Source organism: Desulfosporosinus fructosivorans, assembly GCF_004766045.1.
In the GTDB taxonomy this organism is placed as follows: domain Bacteria; phylum Bacillota; class Desulfitobacteriia; order Desulfitobacteriales; family Desulfitobacteriaceae; genus Desulfosporosinus; species Desulfosporosinus fructosivorans.
The window spans coordinates 289107-305418 of sequence record NZ_SPQQ01000003.1 but is presented as its reverse complement, the minus strand read 5'-3'; the positions used below and the strand labels follow the sequence as shown (position 1 = coordinate 305418).

Annotated in this window: 15 protein-coding genes; 1 reads left to right on the top strand and 14 read right to left on the bottom strand. The window is 42.3% G+C overall.

What is annotated here, in order from left to right:
- Position 1: 1 nt before the first annotated feature.
- The 14 genes from E4K67_RS09585 to E4K67_RS09520 all read right to left on the bottom strand — a co-directional run bounded on the left by E4K67_RS09585 (position 2) and on the right by E4K67_RS09520 (position 13264).
- Positions 2 to 1495, bottom strand: coding sequence for an SLC13 family permease (locus E4K67_RS09585; RefSeq protein WP_135546187.1), 1494 nt, complete (start codon positions 1493 to 1495; stop codon positions 2 to 4).
- A gap of 300 nt (positions 1496 to 1795) precedes the next feature.
- Positions 1796 to 2449, bottom strand: coding sequence for a Crp/Fnr family transcriptional regulator (locus E4K67_RS09580; protein WP_135546186.1), 654 nt, complete (start codon positions 2447 to 2449; stop codon positions 1796 to 1798).
- Positions 2450 to 3132: 683 nt separating this feature from the next.
- Positions 3133 to 3783, bottom strand: coding sequence for an amino acid ABC transporter permease (locus tag E4K67_RS09575; RefSeq protein WP_135546185.1), 651 nt, complete (start codon positions 3781 to 3783; stop codon positions 3133 to 3135).
- Entirely contained in the window at positions 3780 to 4451 is a 672-nt protein-coding gene (locus tag E4K67_RS09570) for an amino acid ABC transporter permease (protein WP_135546184.1), read from the bottom strand. The genes E4K67_RS09575 and E4K67_RS09570 overlap by 4 nt, the downstream gene beginning before the upstream one ends.
- Positions 4451 to 5263, bottom strand: a complete 813-nt coding sequence (locus E4K67_RS09565) for a transporter substrate-binding domain-containing protein (protein WP_135546183.1) — start codon at positions 5261 to 5263, stop codon at positions 4451 to 4453. The genes E4K67_RS09570 and E4K67_RS09565 overlap by 1 nt, the downstream gene beginning before the upstream one ends.
- A gap of 96 nt (positions 5264 to 5359) precedes the next feature.
- Positions 5360 to 6085 carry an amino acid ABC transporter ATP-binding protein gene (locus E4K67_RS09560; RefSeq protein ID WP_135546182.1) on the bottom strand — a complete coding sequence of 242 codons (726 nt, stop codon included), beginning with the start codon at positions 6083 to 6085 and terminating at the stop codon, positions 5360 to 5362.
- A gap of 316 nt (positions 6086 to 6401) precedes the next feature.
- Complete coding sequence (locus tag E4K67_RS09555; RefSeq protein ID WP_135546181.1) at positions 6402 to 8027, bottom strand: putative ABC exporter domain-containing protein; 1626 nt, start codon at positions 8025 to 8027, stop codon at positions 6402 to 6404.
- Positions 8020 to 8760 (bottom strand): ABC transporter ATP-binding protein, encoded by a 741-nt coding sequence (locus E4K67_RS09550; protein WP_199242505.1) that lies wholly within the window; start codon positions 8758 to 8760, stop codon positions 8020 to 8022. Before E4K67_RS09550 ends, E4K67_RS09555 begins: the two co-directional genes overlap by 8 nt.
- Before the next feature lie 113 nt (positions 8761 to 8873).
- Entirely contained in the window at positions 8874 to 9584 is a 711-nt protein-coding gene (locus E4K67_RS09545; protein ID WP_135546180.1) for a gamma-glutamyl-gamma-aminobutyrate hydrolase family protein, read from the bottom strand.
- Between the two features lie 85 nt (positions 9585 to 9669).
- A complete protein-coding gene (locus E4K67_RS09540; protein WP_045574608.1) occupies positions 9670 to 10020 on the bottom strand; it encodes a type II toxin-antitoxin system PemK/MazF family toxin in 351 nt (116 codons plus the stop codon).
- A complete protein-coding gene (locus E4K67_RS09535) occupies positions 10017 to 10295 on the bottom strand; it encodes a CopG family ribbon-helix-helix protein (RefSeq protein ID WP_007778956.1) in 279 nt (92 codons plus the stop codon). The genes E4K67_RS09540 and E4K67_RS09535 overlap by 4 nt, the downstream gene beginning before the upstream one ends.
- Before the next feature lie 258 nt (positions 10296 to 10553).
- The gene (locus E4K67_RS09530) at positions 10554 to 11330 is read right to left on the bottom strand and encodes a type 1 glutamine amidotransferase (RefSeq protein WP_135546179.1); all 777 of its coding nucleotides are present in this window, start codon (positions 11328 to 11330) and stop codon (positions 10554 to 10556) included.
- Entirely contained in the window at positions 11327 to 12733 is a 1407-nt protein-coding gene (locus E4K67_RS09525; RefSeq protein ID WP_135546178.1) for a Mur ligase family protein, read from the bottom strand. Before E4K67_RS09525 ends, E4K67_RS09530 begins: the two co-directional genes overlap by 4 nt.
- A gap of 279 nt (positions 12734 to 13012) precedes the next feature.
- Complete coding sequence (locus E4K67_RS09520; protein ID WP_135546177.1) at positions 13013 to 13264, bottom strand: hypothetical protein; 252 nt, start codon at positions 13262 to 13264, stop codon at positions 13013 to 13015.
- Positions 13265 to 13644: 380 nt separating this feature from the next.
- Here E4K67_RS09520 and E4K67_RS09515 point away from each other — a divergent pair, with 380 nt between their 5' ends.
- On the top strand, positions 13645 to 16311 hold the full coding sequence (locus E4K67_RS09515; protein ID WP_135546176.1) for a sensor histidine kinase: 2667 nt from the start codon (positions 13645 to 13647) through the stop codon (positions 16309 to 16311).
- Position 16312: the final 1 nt, after the last annotated feature.

Below are 16312 nucleotides of genomic sequence, written 5' to 3'. Positions count from 1 at the left end.
ATTAATGAGTGGGTACCCAGATGGGATATCCTGTTACTGCATACCAAGGTACCATGATCAAGACCATATAAAAAATCACGATTAAGGTGAAAGGGGCACCGACTTTAACAAATTCGCCAAAGGTAAATTCCTCGGTTCCATAAGCGATTAGACAGGCTGTTACCGAGATGGGCAAAACAAAAGCGTAACTATCCACATTTAACACCATCATGGTGAAGGCTACAGTGTTTAGCTCAAGCATCGGAGCCATTGCTGCCACAATGGGTGCCAGTAAGGTTACGGCTGCTACGTTGCTCACAATGCCGAGTCGGCTAATTTGGACAACTACACATATGAAGAGACTAACTCCCATCCAGCCCCAAGCCGGTGCCAAACCAACCAAGTGGGAGGCAATCCACTTGTCCACACCAGTCTTTTCAAAAGCTGATACCAGTGACAAAGAACCACAAAGCAACAACCAAGTACCAAAGATCGTATTGGATTGCACCTTTTTCCAGGAAAGCTTGGTAAGCCCAGGAATAAAGAGTACCATTACTGCTAACAGGGCAACCAAGGCCATTTTATAACCATGAATTTGTTCCGTCGCCCATAAGGAAATTGCAATACCAAAGGTGACCAAGACAATCCATTCAGCGGCAGTCATTTTACCCATGGCATCTTTTTGGCGTCTGATTTCGGTGATGCCGCCAGGGACTTCAATATTTTTAGATTTCATTACCCAATTAACCCAGTAATACATGATTACCAAAACACCGAGTAATGGCCAATTCATCCAAGCCCAAGTACCCCAAGTGATCACGTCTTTCTTCATCGCCTGATTAATGGTTTGGGCTACGATGACATTCGACATATGGCTGTGCATCAGAATCGTTCCACTCGCCAGTGAAGCGAAACCGATACCTACCATTGTAAATACCTTTCTTGCCCTAGCGCCTTCGCCTGTCTTCTCAAACAGACTATTCAGACCTTGAATAATTGGCAGAAATAGTGCTCCCCTGGCATTAGTGGCAGGAACGAGAATGGCGGTTACTAAGTGTGCACCAATCAAACCTTTTAAAACACTCCCTACGGTGGGTTTAACTCGTGAAACAATACTGAGTGCAATCCGCTTGTCTAAGCCAGTGGTCTGCATAACAGCGGCTAGAATAAAACAGCCAAGAATAAGGAAAGTAACGTTACTTGTAAAGCCGCTAAAGGCATCGGGGAGCTTTGGAGCTGCTCCCGTTAAGGATAATAACACTGGTATCATCAGACCTGAAACTGCTAAAGGCAATCCATCGCTCAACCAGATAACTGTAGCCCAACCCATCACTGCCAAGGCTGCTCGTCCACCCTCAGTAAGACTCTCAGAAGTGGGAACCATTGTTAAGATTGCTGCAAATACTAGCCAAGAGAAAATAAATCCAGTTAATGCATACTTATTTTTGCCAGTTTCAGTTGCGTTCGCCTTAACTTCCGTGCTCTGTTTTGTTGTTTGTAAACCGGGCTCTGACATTACAACCCCTCCTTTTCTTCTTCGGTAATGCAAAAGTAACCATAATTCTTAACAAATTTAATAAGCTCACTCCTCCACTAACTGTTTTCTTTGTATGTGAGAATTTTAACAATAACCACCAATGGTTAAAACCGCGTTAGAGACACAAATGTGTCATGTTGATGACATAAAAAAATAAATCCAGCTGACAAAACGAAGGTCTTTCAGGCGACACTTGTTTTGTCAGCTGGATGACCAAGACCCCCACATCAATAAGTGGGGGTCCCATAATCTCGCTGTATGTTTAGCTGTATGAGTTCCTTATTTCTGAATCCAGGCTTTTAGTTTGTTAGGATTCACACCAACAATTTCCCGACCTTCATATTGGATGCTGCCGTCTTCCCTAAGCAAGTTGAGCAGGGACGAAATTGTTTGACGTGCCGAACCTATTACACAGGCAAGTTCCTCCTGGGTAACCTGCAATCGAACATGAATAATACCATCTGCGCCTTTATTTCCAACACGTTCTGCCATATTTAGCAGAAGCATAGCTAGCCTCCCTTGAATAGGGTTCATGATAAAATCGTAGATCGTGTTCTGTGCTTCTCTCAATCGATCACTCATCAGCCTGATTATCTTTTCAGCAAACTCGGGCATTTCTGCAAGCATTTCTTTAAAGCTATCCTTCCAGATAATTAAAATTGAAACTCTGTCCATTGCTTGAGCACCATATTCTCTCTCATTAACATTACTAAGGACTTCAGCTAAACCGATAAAGTCACCAGGATAACGTAGTGCCACAGACACCTGACGACCGTCTGAGGTAGTACGGTAAATTTTGACCAAACCACTTTTAATAAAGTAAATTTCATTAGTCCTTTGACCAGTAGAAAAAATAATCTGCCCTTTGGGATATTTAATTTCTGAAGCTATTTTAGTCAAATGGGTCAGCTCTTCATCTGTTACCTGAATCATGTCTTCCCCCCTCATGTAATACTGTTGGAACATAATTATTTTCTAACTCTTCTTCCAATCCTAAGCCTTCCATTTTGATAAGTAGCTAGGGTGGTACTGTGAACTCTGCTTCGGTGGGTGGCGAAAGTAATCCAACGCCGATAGGTATTCCTTTGAGGTTAGCAACTCCAGTATTATTGTCTCCACGAAGTCTATCGTCAGCTAAGTCTCGATGTTCAACTTTATCTGAACGAGTTCACCTAGTTTTGGCTTTTATTTATAGCGTTCGTAGACGGTACGGGAATTATTTACGTTAACAATCTTATCTTGAAAAGCCTAGTGAATTACCGACTATTTTCTCTCGAAATTATACCACCTTTACATAGGTAGGTGAACTGAAAGATGCCATATTATCCCTCGACTGATACTCATGAAGAAGAGACTAGTCTAAAATCCCTACTTCTCGATTTATTCATCAGACCCACTGGAGTCATTCTCTAGAATCTTTATTTAAGCTACAATCCCCTCCTCAACATCCTTCCCTGGGATCTTCAACGAACCCATGACATCTCAATGATGTCTAAAAACAACAATTACTTGCCCTATGCAAGAATTCAACCAAGGTTAAAAAAAAAATTGGCGACCCCAATTGGGGTCGCCTACTATCAAAATTAAAATTGCCTTGAAGGCCCTTTTTCATCAAGTTAATAACTTTGATGCCTCATTTTGAGCTGTTGCCTCCGGGCTAAAATCGAAAGTGAATAATTCATTACGAAATACGTTAAAGCAATCATGCCAAACACGGCAAAGATCTGACTGGTAGAAACGAGTTGTCCTAAAATGATCATACCCTTACCCGTGAGATCTTCCACGCCGATAAGCCAGACAAACGATGTGTCTTTAATAACCGTAATAAACTGAGATACTAAAGGTGGAATCATCTTGTGCATAGCTTGTGGCAAGATAATATAAATTAAAGTATGGCGATAAGAAAATCCCTGCGACTTCGCCGCTTCCCATTGTCCTTCATCGATCGAATTTAAGCCACCTCGAACAATTTCGGCTATGATTGCCGACGTGAAGACCGCGATAGCGGCTATCCCGGAATTAATTGGTTTTAGCGTGGTCATAAACCGAAAAACCAATATAAACAGCAGCATAGGAATATTTCGGACACATTCAATGTATATAGCCGCGAGTCTTCCTAGAACAGCTTGCTTGGAGTACCGAGCAATGCCCAGGAACGTTCCAAAGACAAAACTAATCAAAATGGCCATGACAGCAATGTAAAGAGTAGTCAAAAGTCCTTGACCAAAAAACCGAAATATCTCGGGCTTTAAGAGTTCTTGAATCATGTTGACACCCCCGCCTTACGTTCTAGGCGACGTGTCAGTGTCGCTAGGGGTAAACATAGTAGGAGATAGAGCAGACCGACGACAACATATGCAGGTCCGTAATAGATATTATCGCTTGACCAAGAGTCTGCACGATACATTAGGTCACCGCCTGCGACCATGGCTAGTACCGATGTATTTTTAATTAAGTTCACCGCTTGATTTGTGAGCGGTGGCAGAACAATGCGAGCTGCCTGTGGCAAGATGACATGTCGCATGGCCCCCCAGAAATTAAATCCCTGGGATAAGGCTGCTTCCATCTGTCCTCTGTGGATCGAGTTGATTCCTGCTCTGACCACTTCCGCAATATAAGCACCATGATACACACCGACACCCAAAACACCCACTGCAAAAACAGGTAACATAATGCCCAGGTGAGGAAGCACATGATACAAGAAGTAAACCTGGATTACAAGTGGCGTGTTTTGAATAAATTCCACATAAACACGACTCACTACCTTGGCTAGTGTCCACTGAGAGGTTCCCAATACCCCAAATATGATCCCGAGTATGAGTGCCAATGTAAGGGAGAGGACTGTTACCATAATGGTAACTTTAAACCCTTCAGCAAATACTGCCCAGTCACGGAAAAGCGCTTCCCATTTAAACCAGGCAAAAGGTCCGACCACTATTTAAGCCCCCACTTTTCGATCATTTTATCAAGTTCTCCTGATGTTTTCAGGTCAGCAATCGTCGTGTTAACCAATTTGGCTAATCCGTCATTTCCTTTTTTAGAGGCAACTCCATAATCTTGAGGACTAAAACTATCTGCTAAAATAACTGTCGAATCATCCAAATATCCAGAAAGAATGGAGCCATCTACGGAGAAACAATCCACCCTACCGGAAACCAGGGCAGTCTTTATTTCTGGATAGGTAGCATACTCCAAGAAGCTGATTTTTGCTCCAACCTTATCCGCTTGTTCCTGAATTGCTTTCTTGCTGGTCGCGCTTTGCGCTACACCAATCTTTTTCCCGTCCAAATCTTTTAAGCTTGCAATACCAGCATCTTTTTTAACCATTAGTCTTACACCATCTACAAAATAAGCATCAGAAAAGTTGTAACTCTTTTTGCGTTCTTCTGTAACGGTAAAGGTCGCAATAACTAAGTCTACCTCCCCGCTATCTAGCAAAGGTCCCCGAGTTTTTGCAGTAACCGCTTGGGTTTCAATTTTTTCAGTTCCAATAATCTTCTTGGAGATTACATTAGCCAAATCAATTTCAAAACCTTCAATTTTTTCCGTCTTGGGGTCTTTATATCCGAAATTGGGAACATCTACTTTAACCCCAACTTTGAGGACACCCCGGTCTTTAATAGCCTTGACATCGGCCGACATATCCGTTGCAGCATTTGGAGTAGCCGCAGGTGGAGTTGACCCGCACCCAGTTACCAAACCAACAACTAATAATAAACTTGTTAGCACCAATCCAGCTTTCTTCATTCAAAATCCTCCTCATTTCATTCTCTTGTCGCAGTAAAACTGCGCTTTCTTAGTAACCTAGACCAACTCACGTGAACGATTTAAGCCGAAATATAGTTAGCGCAAAATACGGCTTAAAAATGACTTAGTACGTTCATTCGTTGGATTGTCGAAAAACTGATGCGGAGTATTGGATTCTACTATAAATCCATCATCCATAAAGATGACACGATCAGCAACTGTTTTAGCAAAGCCCATTTCATGGGTGACAACAACCATTGTGATACCCTCATGAGCTAAATCAATCATAACATCTAAGACTTCCTGGATCATTTCCGGATCTAGAGCCGATGTTGGCTCATCAAAGAGCATAATTTTCGGTCGCATAGCCAACGCACGAGCAATAGCCACACGTTGCTGCTGACCACCAGAAAGTTGTGATGGATACACATTGAATTTTTCACTTAACCCAACACGCTTAAGATAAGCCATTCCGTCCGTTGTAGCTTCTTCCTTAGAGACTCCCTTAATCAGCATTGGAGCGAGGGTTAAATTTTCTAGGACCGTTTTATGAGGATAAAGATTAAATTGTTGAAAGACCATTGCCACGGACTGACGAACTTTGGCAACTTGGGCCTTATGAGCTGTAATTTCCACTCCATCAACAGTAACTTTTCCAGAACTCGGTTTTTCCAGAAGGTTCATGCACCGTATCAACGTGCTCTTGCCTGATCCACTAGGGCCAATGACAACTAGTTTTTCCCCCGATTTTACATTTAGATTGATATCTTTGAGAACGTGTAAATGACCAAAGTGTTTATTGACGCCTTCTAATTGAATCAAGCGGGTACTCCTTCCATTTTTCTAATTTTGCTCTCCAAATTTAAGCATTTATTTTAGTTTAATTCGTTGTATCCTCTATTAATTCCTCTATTAATATACTGAGTATAATGTATACATGAAACATTGATTCTATAAGCGTATTATATACAATTTTCTCTCTCAATATCACATCTCTTATACATCTATGCTTTTCCGGATTGACAAAGAACCACCCATATTTTAAACTACAGATGAGCTGACATTGAGATCGCGCTGATGGCGCGACACCAAAAATGGAGAAGGCACCTGCTATGGACGGCAGGTGCCTTCGTTTTTGTTACGAATCATTAAACTCCTGCATTTCAATATAGCCAAACAGTTTGTCTGAGAATCCTAAGAGCAGAAAGCCAATCCCGAGATTTGCCAGAATAACTCCTAACTCGAAGGCTATTTCACTTCGAAAAATCCAATAAAGGCTCCCTCCGATAAGACCAGCCGGGACAGCAATAACTATGATTTGCACAAAAATAAGTAAGGGATAGAAAATCTTCCGATCTAAGGAGGATGGAAGTAGCACGTTTCCTAGAATTAGAGAATTCCCTAACTCGAAATAAGTAGATACCATAATCAAAGAAAGGGCAATAGCCGCGATCCAAAGCTTCCTACCCCCCTCGGCCATAAAGGTGTAGCTTAGATTAAGTAGCAAGATATTGATAGCAAAACGTATCAAAGGTATAGCATTAAGAGCTAAGATCTTTTTGTAAAATGTTCCAGGAAGAACATAAATATAGGGTAGCGCCAATTCTGAACTGACAGGACTGGTCGTGCTGCTGAGAAGGAGGATATATGCGATAATTCCATTGAAAGTAAAAAGCCATTCCGAAGGATCACTCCCTCTCTGGCTAGCCATAAAACCAATTAATACTCCAGCCAGCACCGCCAGCGGAGCTAGAAAACCGAAATACTCATTAAACCCCGTTGAGCGGTAACTGACGATTTGTTTAAATAAAAAGGCCTTGCTTTCAGCATACGTTCCTTGGACAGTGATCTTCCGTTCCCTGCGAAGCTTAGCAAAGGCGTCGGAAAGTTGCGGTCGGCGACCACTCCTTTTAAGACTACGGGCTTCTTCAATTTTGGCGGCGTGATCAAGTACATCTTCATAATAGTCCTTAGCCAGTCCAAACACTGCAAAATTTACAATTCCTAAAGTTAACACGATCCCAAAGAGAGCTAGATAAGTGTCGCGACTCGCCCCATAAAAAGCAGCAACTGCAACCTGAAGTATCCAACCCACTACGGGAAACTGCCTCACCCCTCCGGCCTGGTAGCCCGTTATTAGGTTCAGAAGGCTGAGATCTCCTCTAACCTGCCAAACCCAGCAGCCAACCAGCCATATTACAGAACACGTTATTATACTTGCGACCCACTGTCCTTTTTGGTAACGCACAGAAAGCAAAAAGACTAAAAATGCCAGTGGAGACATGAGGAGAGCTAGGGAGACAAAGGATACATAAACAAAAAAGATACCTTGCGGCCGAAGACCTAAATTTAACAGGGTCGGGGTCAAAAACAATACCGGCAGGACAGTCTGAGCAAGCGAAATGGGGATCTTTTTTAACATACTCCAAAATAAAATACGTTGAGGTTCCAGCGGAGATGGAAAAAGCAAGTTCACATCTCCCATCCCAAACGTATAGGATAGTTTCTTAAGTGCGGAAAAAAGTGTGAAGAAAACAAAAGCACTCAACAATAGTGCAAAACCGCCCAACATAATTTGAACAACTGTATCATTCATCGCAATAGAAATGCTTTTTTTATTCTTTAACTGAGGAAACATGACAATGACTATCCAAGCCACAAACAAAAAATAGCTGATCAATTTCTTGGGGGTACGTCGAATTTCTACGATATAGTTAATGAGCTTCCGCATGTCAAACTTGAGCATCAGTAGATAATCAGACATCAGCTGTCACCTCAAGGAAAACTTCCTCAAGGGAAGCGTGTTCTTCCCCTAACTGGTGTCGCAAATCTTCTAAACTACCTTCGGCAATGATTTTCCCTTTTTTGAGCACAATTACACGGTTGCATATGCTCTCAATGGGATCGAGCAAATGTGTACTAATGAATAACGTTTTCCCCTCGTCTTTCAGTTGCTGAATCAGATCCTTTAAGTTCTTGATCGCCTTCGGATCTAATCCCACCATAGGTTCATCTAGAAAGACAAGCTGCGCATTTGAAATCACGCCACAGCAAAGTGAAAGTTTTTGACGCATTCCTTTAGAAAGTGTCTTTACAAATTCATCTTTCTTATCCCAGATTTCAAACGTCTTTAATAACGCTTCCGCTTTTTCCTCCCAGTGTTCAACTTCGTAAGCACTAGTAATAAATTGAAGATGTTGCCATACCGAGAGCATGGCATATAGCTGAGGAATTTCCGAAACGTAGGCGCTCGTTTGCCGGGCTGCTCGAGATCCCCGGGCATGTCCGTTAATATGAATCTCACCACTGGACGGCCTCAACAATCCGACGATACATTTGATCAAGGTGCTTTTTCCCGCCCCGTTAGGGCCTAATAAACCAACAACTTCTCCTCTATGAAGCATAAAGTTCAATTGGTCGACGGCTAGGTGCTTTCCATATTTCTTAGAAAGGTTTTGCACTGAAAGCATAGGTTGACTGAGTTCAGATTCTGTCATAGTCGTCTCCCTTCTACATAAGTTTCTCAGGATTCTGCTCATTAAATTAGAGAGAACTCTGTGAAGAGTCATCTCTAATTTAATGAGATATTATTAGCTAGCCTATCCTACATCTAAGCTATACATGCTTTAACAAAGCCTTTAAACAAGACCTTGCTGTGAGCTTCCGTTTCCATCATGCTTTCAGGGTGCCACTGAACCCCGAGACAAAACTTAGCGCCTGGCTTCTCTATCCCTTCTATGATTCCATCGGAGGCTAGTGCACAGTGGATAAATCCTTGTGGGATTGCTGATACAGCTTGATGATGTAGACTATTGACACTTATTTTCGTCTTATTAAGAAGACGAAAAAGAAGCGATTCCTCTACGATATTTACATCATGCCAAGCGTATTGTCGTGGGGCAGTTTGGCTATGTTGCATCGCACTAGGATATTGGTTGAAAATGTCCTGATAGATTTCTCCCCCAGCTGCGACAGCCAAAACCTGAATGCCGCGACAAATACCTAGAATGGGAAGATCATGTTGCATGGCCAACTGAGAAAGCAATAATTCACTAAAATCCCGTTCGGGAAAACATTCACCAACTTCGCGCTGAGGATCCTCTCTTAAGTACACGGGAGAAATATCCCCTCCACCTGTTAAAAGCAAACCGCTAATGAGATTCAAAACATCAGTAGCCTCTTCTGTTGTCCGGACTGGCGGAAGAATTAGCGGAATCCCACCCGCCTTTCGAATACTCTCAACATAATAATGCCGCGGAAATGTCTTTAGTTCTTCCTTACAATGAGCCGCTGTAATTCCAATCACTGGTTTCCTTAACACCCACCCACGTCTCCTCTCACGAAATCTTGTCATAAAAATAAATAAAAACAGCGTCGGTTGTGTCTCCGCCACGCTGCCTTATTCCTCAAATATCCGCAAGTCCCAGACTAATTTCGATGGCTTGATCAACCCTAAGCATCACTTCTTCATCCAAAACAGCAACTTTTTCTTTAAGGCGACTTTTATCAATCGTCCGAATCTGCTCTGTTAGAATCACGGAATCCCGTTCTAAACCGCTCCGCTTAGCTCGGACTTCGACGTGAGTGGGTAATTTTGCTTTTGCAATCTGAGAAGTAATTGCAGCAATAATTGTCGTCGGGCTGAATTGATTCCCTATGTCGTTTTGAATCACGAGGACTGGACGAGTTCCTCCTTGTTCCGAGCCCACGACGGGGTTAAGTTCTGCGTAATATATTTCCCCGCGTTTTATGATCATCTCTGATACGCCACCATCGTTTCTTCATAGTACTCTAATACTTCTTGTTCCGTAGAAAACAACTCCCTAGCTATCGACAAATTCAGTTGCGCCATCTCCAAGTATCCTTTACGCATTTGCTCGTGGATTCCTTTTTTCCGACGTTCGTGAAGGATGCTGTTAAGTGCTTCTCGAATAAATTCGCTGCGATTGCGTTTCTCAACAGTGACGATCCCGTCCACTTCCGCAAGCAAACTTTCCGGCAAACTGATCATAATCCGCTTACTTTCTGCCACATTAGCACCCCCAAGTCATTTAGCTAGCTAAAGCTATACTCTATTATAGACAGTAATGCAAAAAAGTGTCAACGAACTATAAGGGTAAATTAGCCTAAACCCCTTGAAATTATGGCTATTTCAGCATGTAATTTTTGGTAAGAGGGAAAAATCAAGTCCAAATTATTGAGAAACAATGTTTACTAACGATAGTATATCAGTATATCAATCATGCTATACTGTTTTTTACCTTAAATCAACCATAGCAATGAATTAAGGTTATTTCAATAACCTTTTAAGCATCGCCTCATGGGCTAATTCTTCCAAACTGTCGTCTAGTTTCTTTAAGGTAGTTTCTGATTCACGCCTCAAAATCGCTAATGTCAATAACAAATCAGCAAAGTGTGGGTTTTTGGGGAGAAGTGGTCCATGCAAATACGTGCCGAAGACATTGCGGTAACGGACTCCTTCCTCACGGTCATCTCCGTTATTACCATGCCCAAATAAGACTTTTCCTAAAGGCATAACCCCTTCACCTAAATACGTTTTGCCAGAGTGATTCTCGAATCCTACCAAAGTTTTTAATTTTAGGCCAGTCGCTCTTGGGGCCACAGTTTGACCCGAGTTAACATTCTGCACTCGTTCATCAAGCTCCACAACAACATTCCCGATTAAACGCTTCTCTCCAGCGATGGTCCAGATATCTATTATGCCCAACCCCTGAATTTTTTCTCCATTAGCCATTTGATAATACCTACCCAACATTTGATACCCACCACAGATTGATAGAACGACCAGACCATTCTCTATGGCACTTCGAAGTTCCTTTTCCCGCCGCATCAAATCCTGAACCAGCAGGCCCTGTTCACGATCAGAACCCCCGCCAAGAAAAAGAATATCCATACCCATAAAGTCCAAGTCTTCACCTAAAGAGGCGTGCTGAATTACTGGTTCTATTCCTCGCCAACGGCAGCGGGCCGCTAAGGCTAAAATATTCCCTCGATCTCCATATAGATCGAGTAAATCTGGATACAGATGGCAAATATTCATTTTCATGCGCTTGCCTCCTCACCACGATCCTTCGTCTTGGAATCGGTCAATCCCGCCTTCTCTTGACGATCTTCTAGGATCTCACGCAACGGAAATAACAATGTATAGGTGGGTAAGATAAAGGCCACCTCTTGCACTGTTCTGCTTGCTTGCAAACGATCGAGCGCATCAGCCAAAGTATGTTCAATGACCAGCTTCTCGACAGATACTCCTGCATATTTGAGCCTCAAGGCTATGTCCTCCGCACGAAGCCCGGTGCAAATCACTTGATTTATACAAGCCTCATGCATCCCTAAGCGTTCAAAATTGACGTCCCACAACCAGGATATATCCCTTCCATCGGCTGCTAAATCATTAATGCCGATTAAAATCCGAAGGGGTTTATTAACTCCAAGCATCGTCTGAATCACTTGATCAAACCCTGTGGGGTTTTTCACGAGAGTTAAGGTGATTTCCCCTTCTGGTAAATAAAAACGTTCCATCCGCCCGGCTTGAGGAATAAAGCCCCGCAACCCTATTTCAATCAAGACATCGTTTATATTCAGCTGACGAGCAGCGGTAACTGCTGCCAACGCGTTGTACAAATTATAGTAGCCTTGTAGAGATAAAGTAAATGAAGTTACACCCACCTGGAACAAAAGCAAACCCTCCTCCAGGCGGACTTTTTGAGCTAGTATTTCCGGTTCGGGGCGGTGAAATCCACACCCTAGGCAATTAAAAATTCCCAATTGTCCATAATGAAAAAGCGTATAATCAAGGGCAGTGCCGCATGCTGGACAAAACCTTGCTTCCCTGGTTTCTTCGCTTTCACTACGACTATCTGGGGTACGTTCCACTCCATAGTAAATCACAGACGCATGATCAGTACCAAACTGGGCAACCAAAGGATCATCCGCATTTAACACCAAGAGAGTTTCTTTCGGTAGAGACGCTCTGACCATACGAACAGTGGTATCCAACTCTCCATAACGATCAAGCTGATCACGAAAGAAATTAGTGACAATAGCCAAGGTAGGCGACACCTGTTCGCAAAATTTAGGCACCGTTGCTTCATCCACTTCCAGTAAAGCAAGACTCGCCCTCGAAAAACCGTTCCAACGCGTATTTTGGATTAAAGCACCCGTAATTCCAGTCACAAGATTTGCCCCAGCCTGGTTAAAAGCAAACTCTTTCCCGGATTGACGGAGTATGCTTGCGAGGAGATTAGCAGTTGTTGTTTTGCCATTAGTCCCTGTGATCATAATAATCCCGTCCGTATAAGCCACACTCAGATGCCTCATAATATCAGGATCAATCCAATTAGCGATTTTACCAGGTAAGGTTGTCCCCTTTTTCCCAGTCGCTAAAAGTCCCTTATTTATCATTTTACCAGCCCATAAGGCAACCCAAAAACGCCATGTTCGCTTCATCGTATCTCCTTAAATCCTAATCATAATTTCTAAAATTATAACACTCTTACTTGTATTATCAACCAAAAACCCTTTACTGCAAACATCACCACAGAAGATCCAAAGAATATCCCGCTCACCATAACTGCTACCTATTATAGCACATACACATTAATACTGACCTACTCATCACGGACATTACTTAAAGCTTCTTCAAAAGAAAAACCTCCTAAACCTTATAGAAAGATTCCAGAGGTTATACGTAATATTGATTTTTTTAAGTGAACGTTCAACAAAAGATCAATACGCCTTAAAACCATTGATGCTTTGATGAACAAACATATCAAGCATAGGGCCAAGCACAAAGCTTAAAAAAACTCTAAATCCTTCCGCCAATACCAAAGCCACGCCGACACGCAGTAGAAAACGCACCCCCCGAGACGTCGATCGCCGCAAAATTCCATCGAAATCAAGGGCTCCGGCAGCGCCCCAACCAAGGGCCAGGCAAAGAACAAAAAATGCATAACTCATCCAAGTGGTTAGATCTAACATACCCTCTACCCCCTTGCCACAACTTATGATAGAGCAAGGGATTTTATGCGCTAACTATGCTCAGTTTCCAAAACTTTAGTAAACTCCTTCGACCACGTTATTATTCGTCATTTCATTGTTTCAAGGAGTTTTGCTAATTTTCCTAGGACAAATACGTTTTTACTTTGCAAATATGTCCCTAATAGGGTAGACTTTTTTAAACCACCTACTCTGATAGAATACCTATTATTGGATAAAAATCTTTATAATTTCTTTATGCTCTTCACTATTATCTTTACGCCTTTTATATGAATAATAGATTTATAATAAGGCAGCACTCAGTATGAAAAGTTGCGTTTGTTAGACAATAAGATGTACGCAGAAAACCGAGGGTGAAATAAATGACAAAGGGAAACCTAACAATATTCTTAGGGGCAGCTTCAGGAGTTGGGAAAACTTATGCAATGCTAGAAGCGGCCTTAGGCAGAGTGTCAGAAGGTGTAGATGTGGTTGTGGGTTTGGTAGAAACTCATGGAAGAGTGGATACCGAGGCTATGCTCAAAGGATTAACAGTCATCCCCAAAAAATCCCAAGAATTTATGGGTACTTTGGAAATGGATTTGGATGCAGTCTTGACACGTCATCCTCAACTTGTCTTGATTGACGAACTAGCCCACACAAACGCAGAAGGATCTCGGCACAAAAAACGGTACAAAGATGTCAAAGAATTATTGTCAGCGGGAATACACGTTTATACTACCTTGAATATTCAAGACTTAGAGACACTCAATGATATAGTAACTCAAATAACAGGTGTTACCGTACGGGAAACAGTTCCTGATCAAGTCTTAGAAACTGCGTCCCAAATTCAACTAATTGATATACCGCCCGAGGAGTTAATTCAAAGGTTGAAAGATGGTAAAGTCTATGTTCCTAATCGGGAAAAAGAAGATTTTAAAAAATTTTATCGACCTGGCAATATCAATGCTCTCAGGGAATTGGCCCTTCGCTATACAGCGCAACGAGTGGATCGTCAGCTAGAGTCTTATAGGCGAGCCCATGGGATCGACGGACAGTGGCCAACGGGAGAAAGGATTCTAGTTTGCATAAGTGCTAGTCCCTTCTCAGCTCAGTTGATTCGGATTGCAAAAAGAATGACAGAGAAGGTTCAAGGGGAATTATTTGCCGTTCATGTCGAAACCCTACGCCGCTTCCCTAGTGAGTCTGAAAAAGATTCTATGGCCAACAATCTTCGGTTAGCGGAGGAACTGGGGGCAGAAATAATCGGGCTAACCGGAAATAGTATCGCCGAAGCAATTTTGGAACTGGCAAAGAAACGCAATATTTCCCAGATAATTATTGGAAAGCCTGAGCATACTCGTTTCTGGGAGATAATTCATGGATCGGTAGTGGATAAAGTGATTCGGCGAAGCCAGGGTATTAGTATTCATGTTATTCCTGGGTGTCAACAAGAGTCAAAGGCACTTGAAATTCAGTTAGGGAAGAAAGAGGAAGAAGTAAGAACTAAAACGCAACGGTGCAGTTTGACGGAGGTAATTCCTTATTTGGCATCAAGTCTCATGGTCGTTGTCATGACTTTAGTGTTTGCCTTAGTTAATCCATTTTTAGGCTTGGTCAATATTTCTTTGACCTATCTTCTTCCTATTCTAATAAGTGCTGCCCTCTGGGGAACCCTACCTGCCATTGTAACTGCGTTAATGACGACGATTGCCTTTGATCTTTTCTTTGTTCCTCCATTCTTTCAATTTACTGTTGCGGATTTTCGTTATCTAATTAGCTTTGGTATTTTCATGTTGGTCGGTTTGATTACTGGAACTCTATCGGATCGATTAAAAAAACAGATAAATTATTCTCGACAGCGAGAAAATAACATCTCAGCACTTTATTCTCTAAGCCGTGATATCGCTGCAGTCGATAATCTAGATGCTGTGTTAGATTGCATCGTTAGTAATGTCTCCAAGACATTAGAAGGGCAAGTTCTCTTACTTTTACCTAATGAAAAAGCTCAATTGGTGCTCAGGAAGGACTCTGGACTTAACAATTTCTTAGATAAACATGAACTTTCTGTTGCCACCTGGGTCTTTGAAAGAGGACTAAAAGCGGGTAATGGTACTGAGACTTCAGAAAATGCTCAAGCCCTATATTTGCCACTAAGTACAGAACAGGGAACCCAAGGAGTTCTTGGAATATATATCAAGGATAGTAAAGCGCAATTTGACTCTGAGCGAATTCGCTTATTAGAAGCCTTTACGGGACTATCGGCCATGGCCATCAATCGAGTAAAATTGGCAGAACAAGCCAGAGAGTCTCTTTCTTTAGTAGAGTCTGAACGTTTACGCACAGCACTTTTTAATTCACTTTCGCATGATTTGCGGACACCCCTCGCTTCCATCATCGGAGCTGTCACTGGACTTTTAGAAGACCAAAATCTGGTCTTTGGCCCTGAGGCCCGCATTGAGTTGCATAAAACGATTCTACATGGGGCTGAACGAATGAATCGATTTATTAGTAACTTATTAGATATGGCCCGGCTAGAAAGTGGCATGCTTCGCCTAAATAAAGAATGGTGCGATCTACAAGATATCGTTGGAGTAGCAATCAATAGGCTCGGAAACACCTTAACTCGACGACCATTGGGCATTGATATCCAGGAAGGTTTGCCTTTGGTGCAAGCCGATGGGATTTTAATAGAACAGGTTTTGATCAACCTGCTAGATAATGCACTTAAGTACTCCGAAGCCTCTAGCAAAATAATGATATCCATCCGGCAACAAGGAAAGCAACTAGAGATCGTAGTCGCTAATCGGGGCCATGGCATTCCTGAGACGGATTTAAGCAAAGTCTTTGATAAGTTTTATCGACTCAGTTCCCCTCTACAGGTGAGTGGAACAGGGCTCGGACTTGCTATCTGTAAAGGACTTATTGAAGCACATGGTGGGGATATTTGGGCCGAAAATAATAAACTTGGTGGTGTGACAATTACATTTACCTTACCGTTAACCGAGCAATCGTTTGGGATAGTGCCTGAGATGAGTGAGGGAGAGTAAG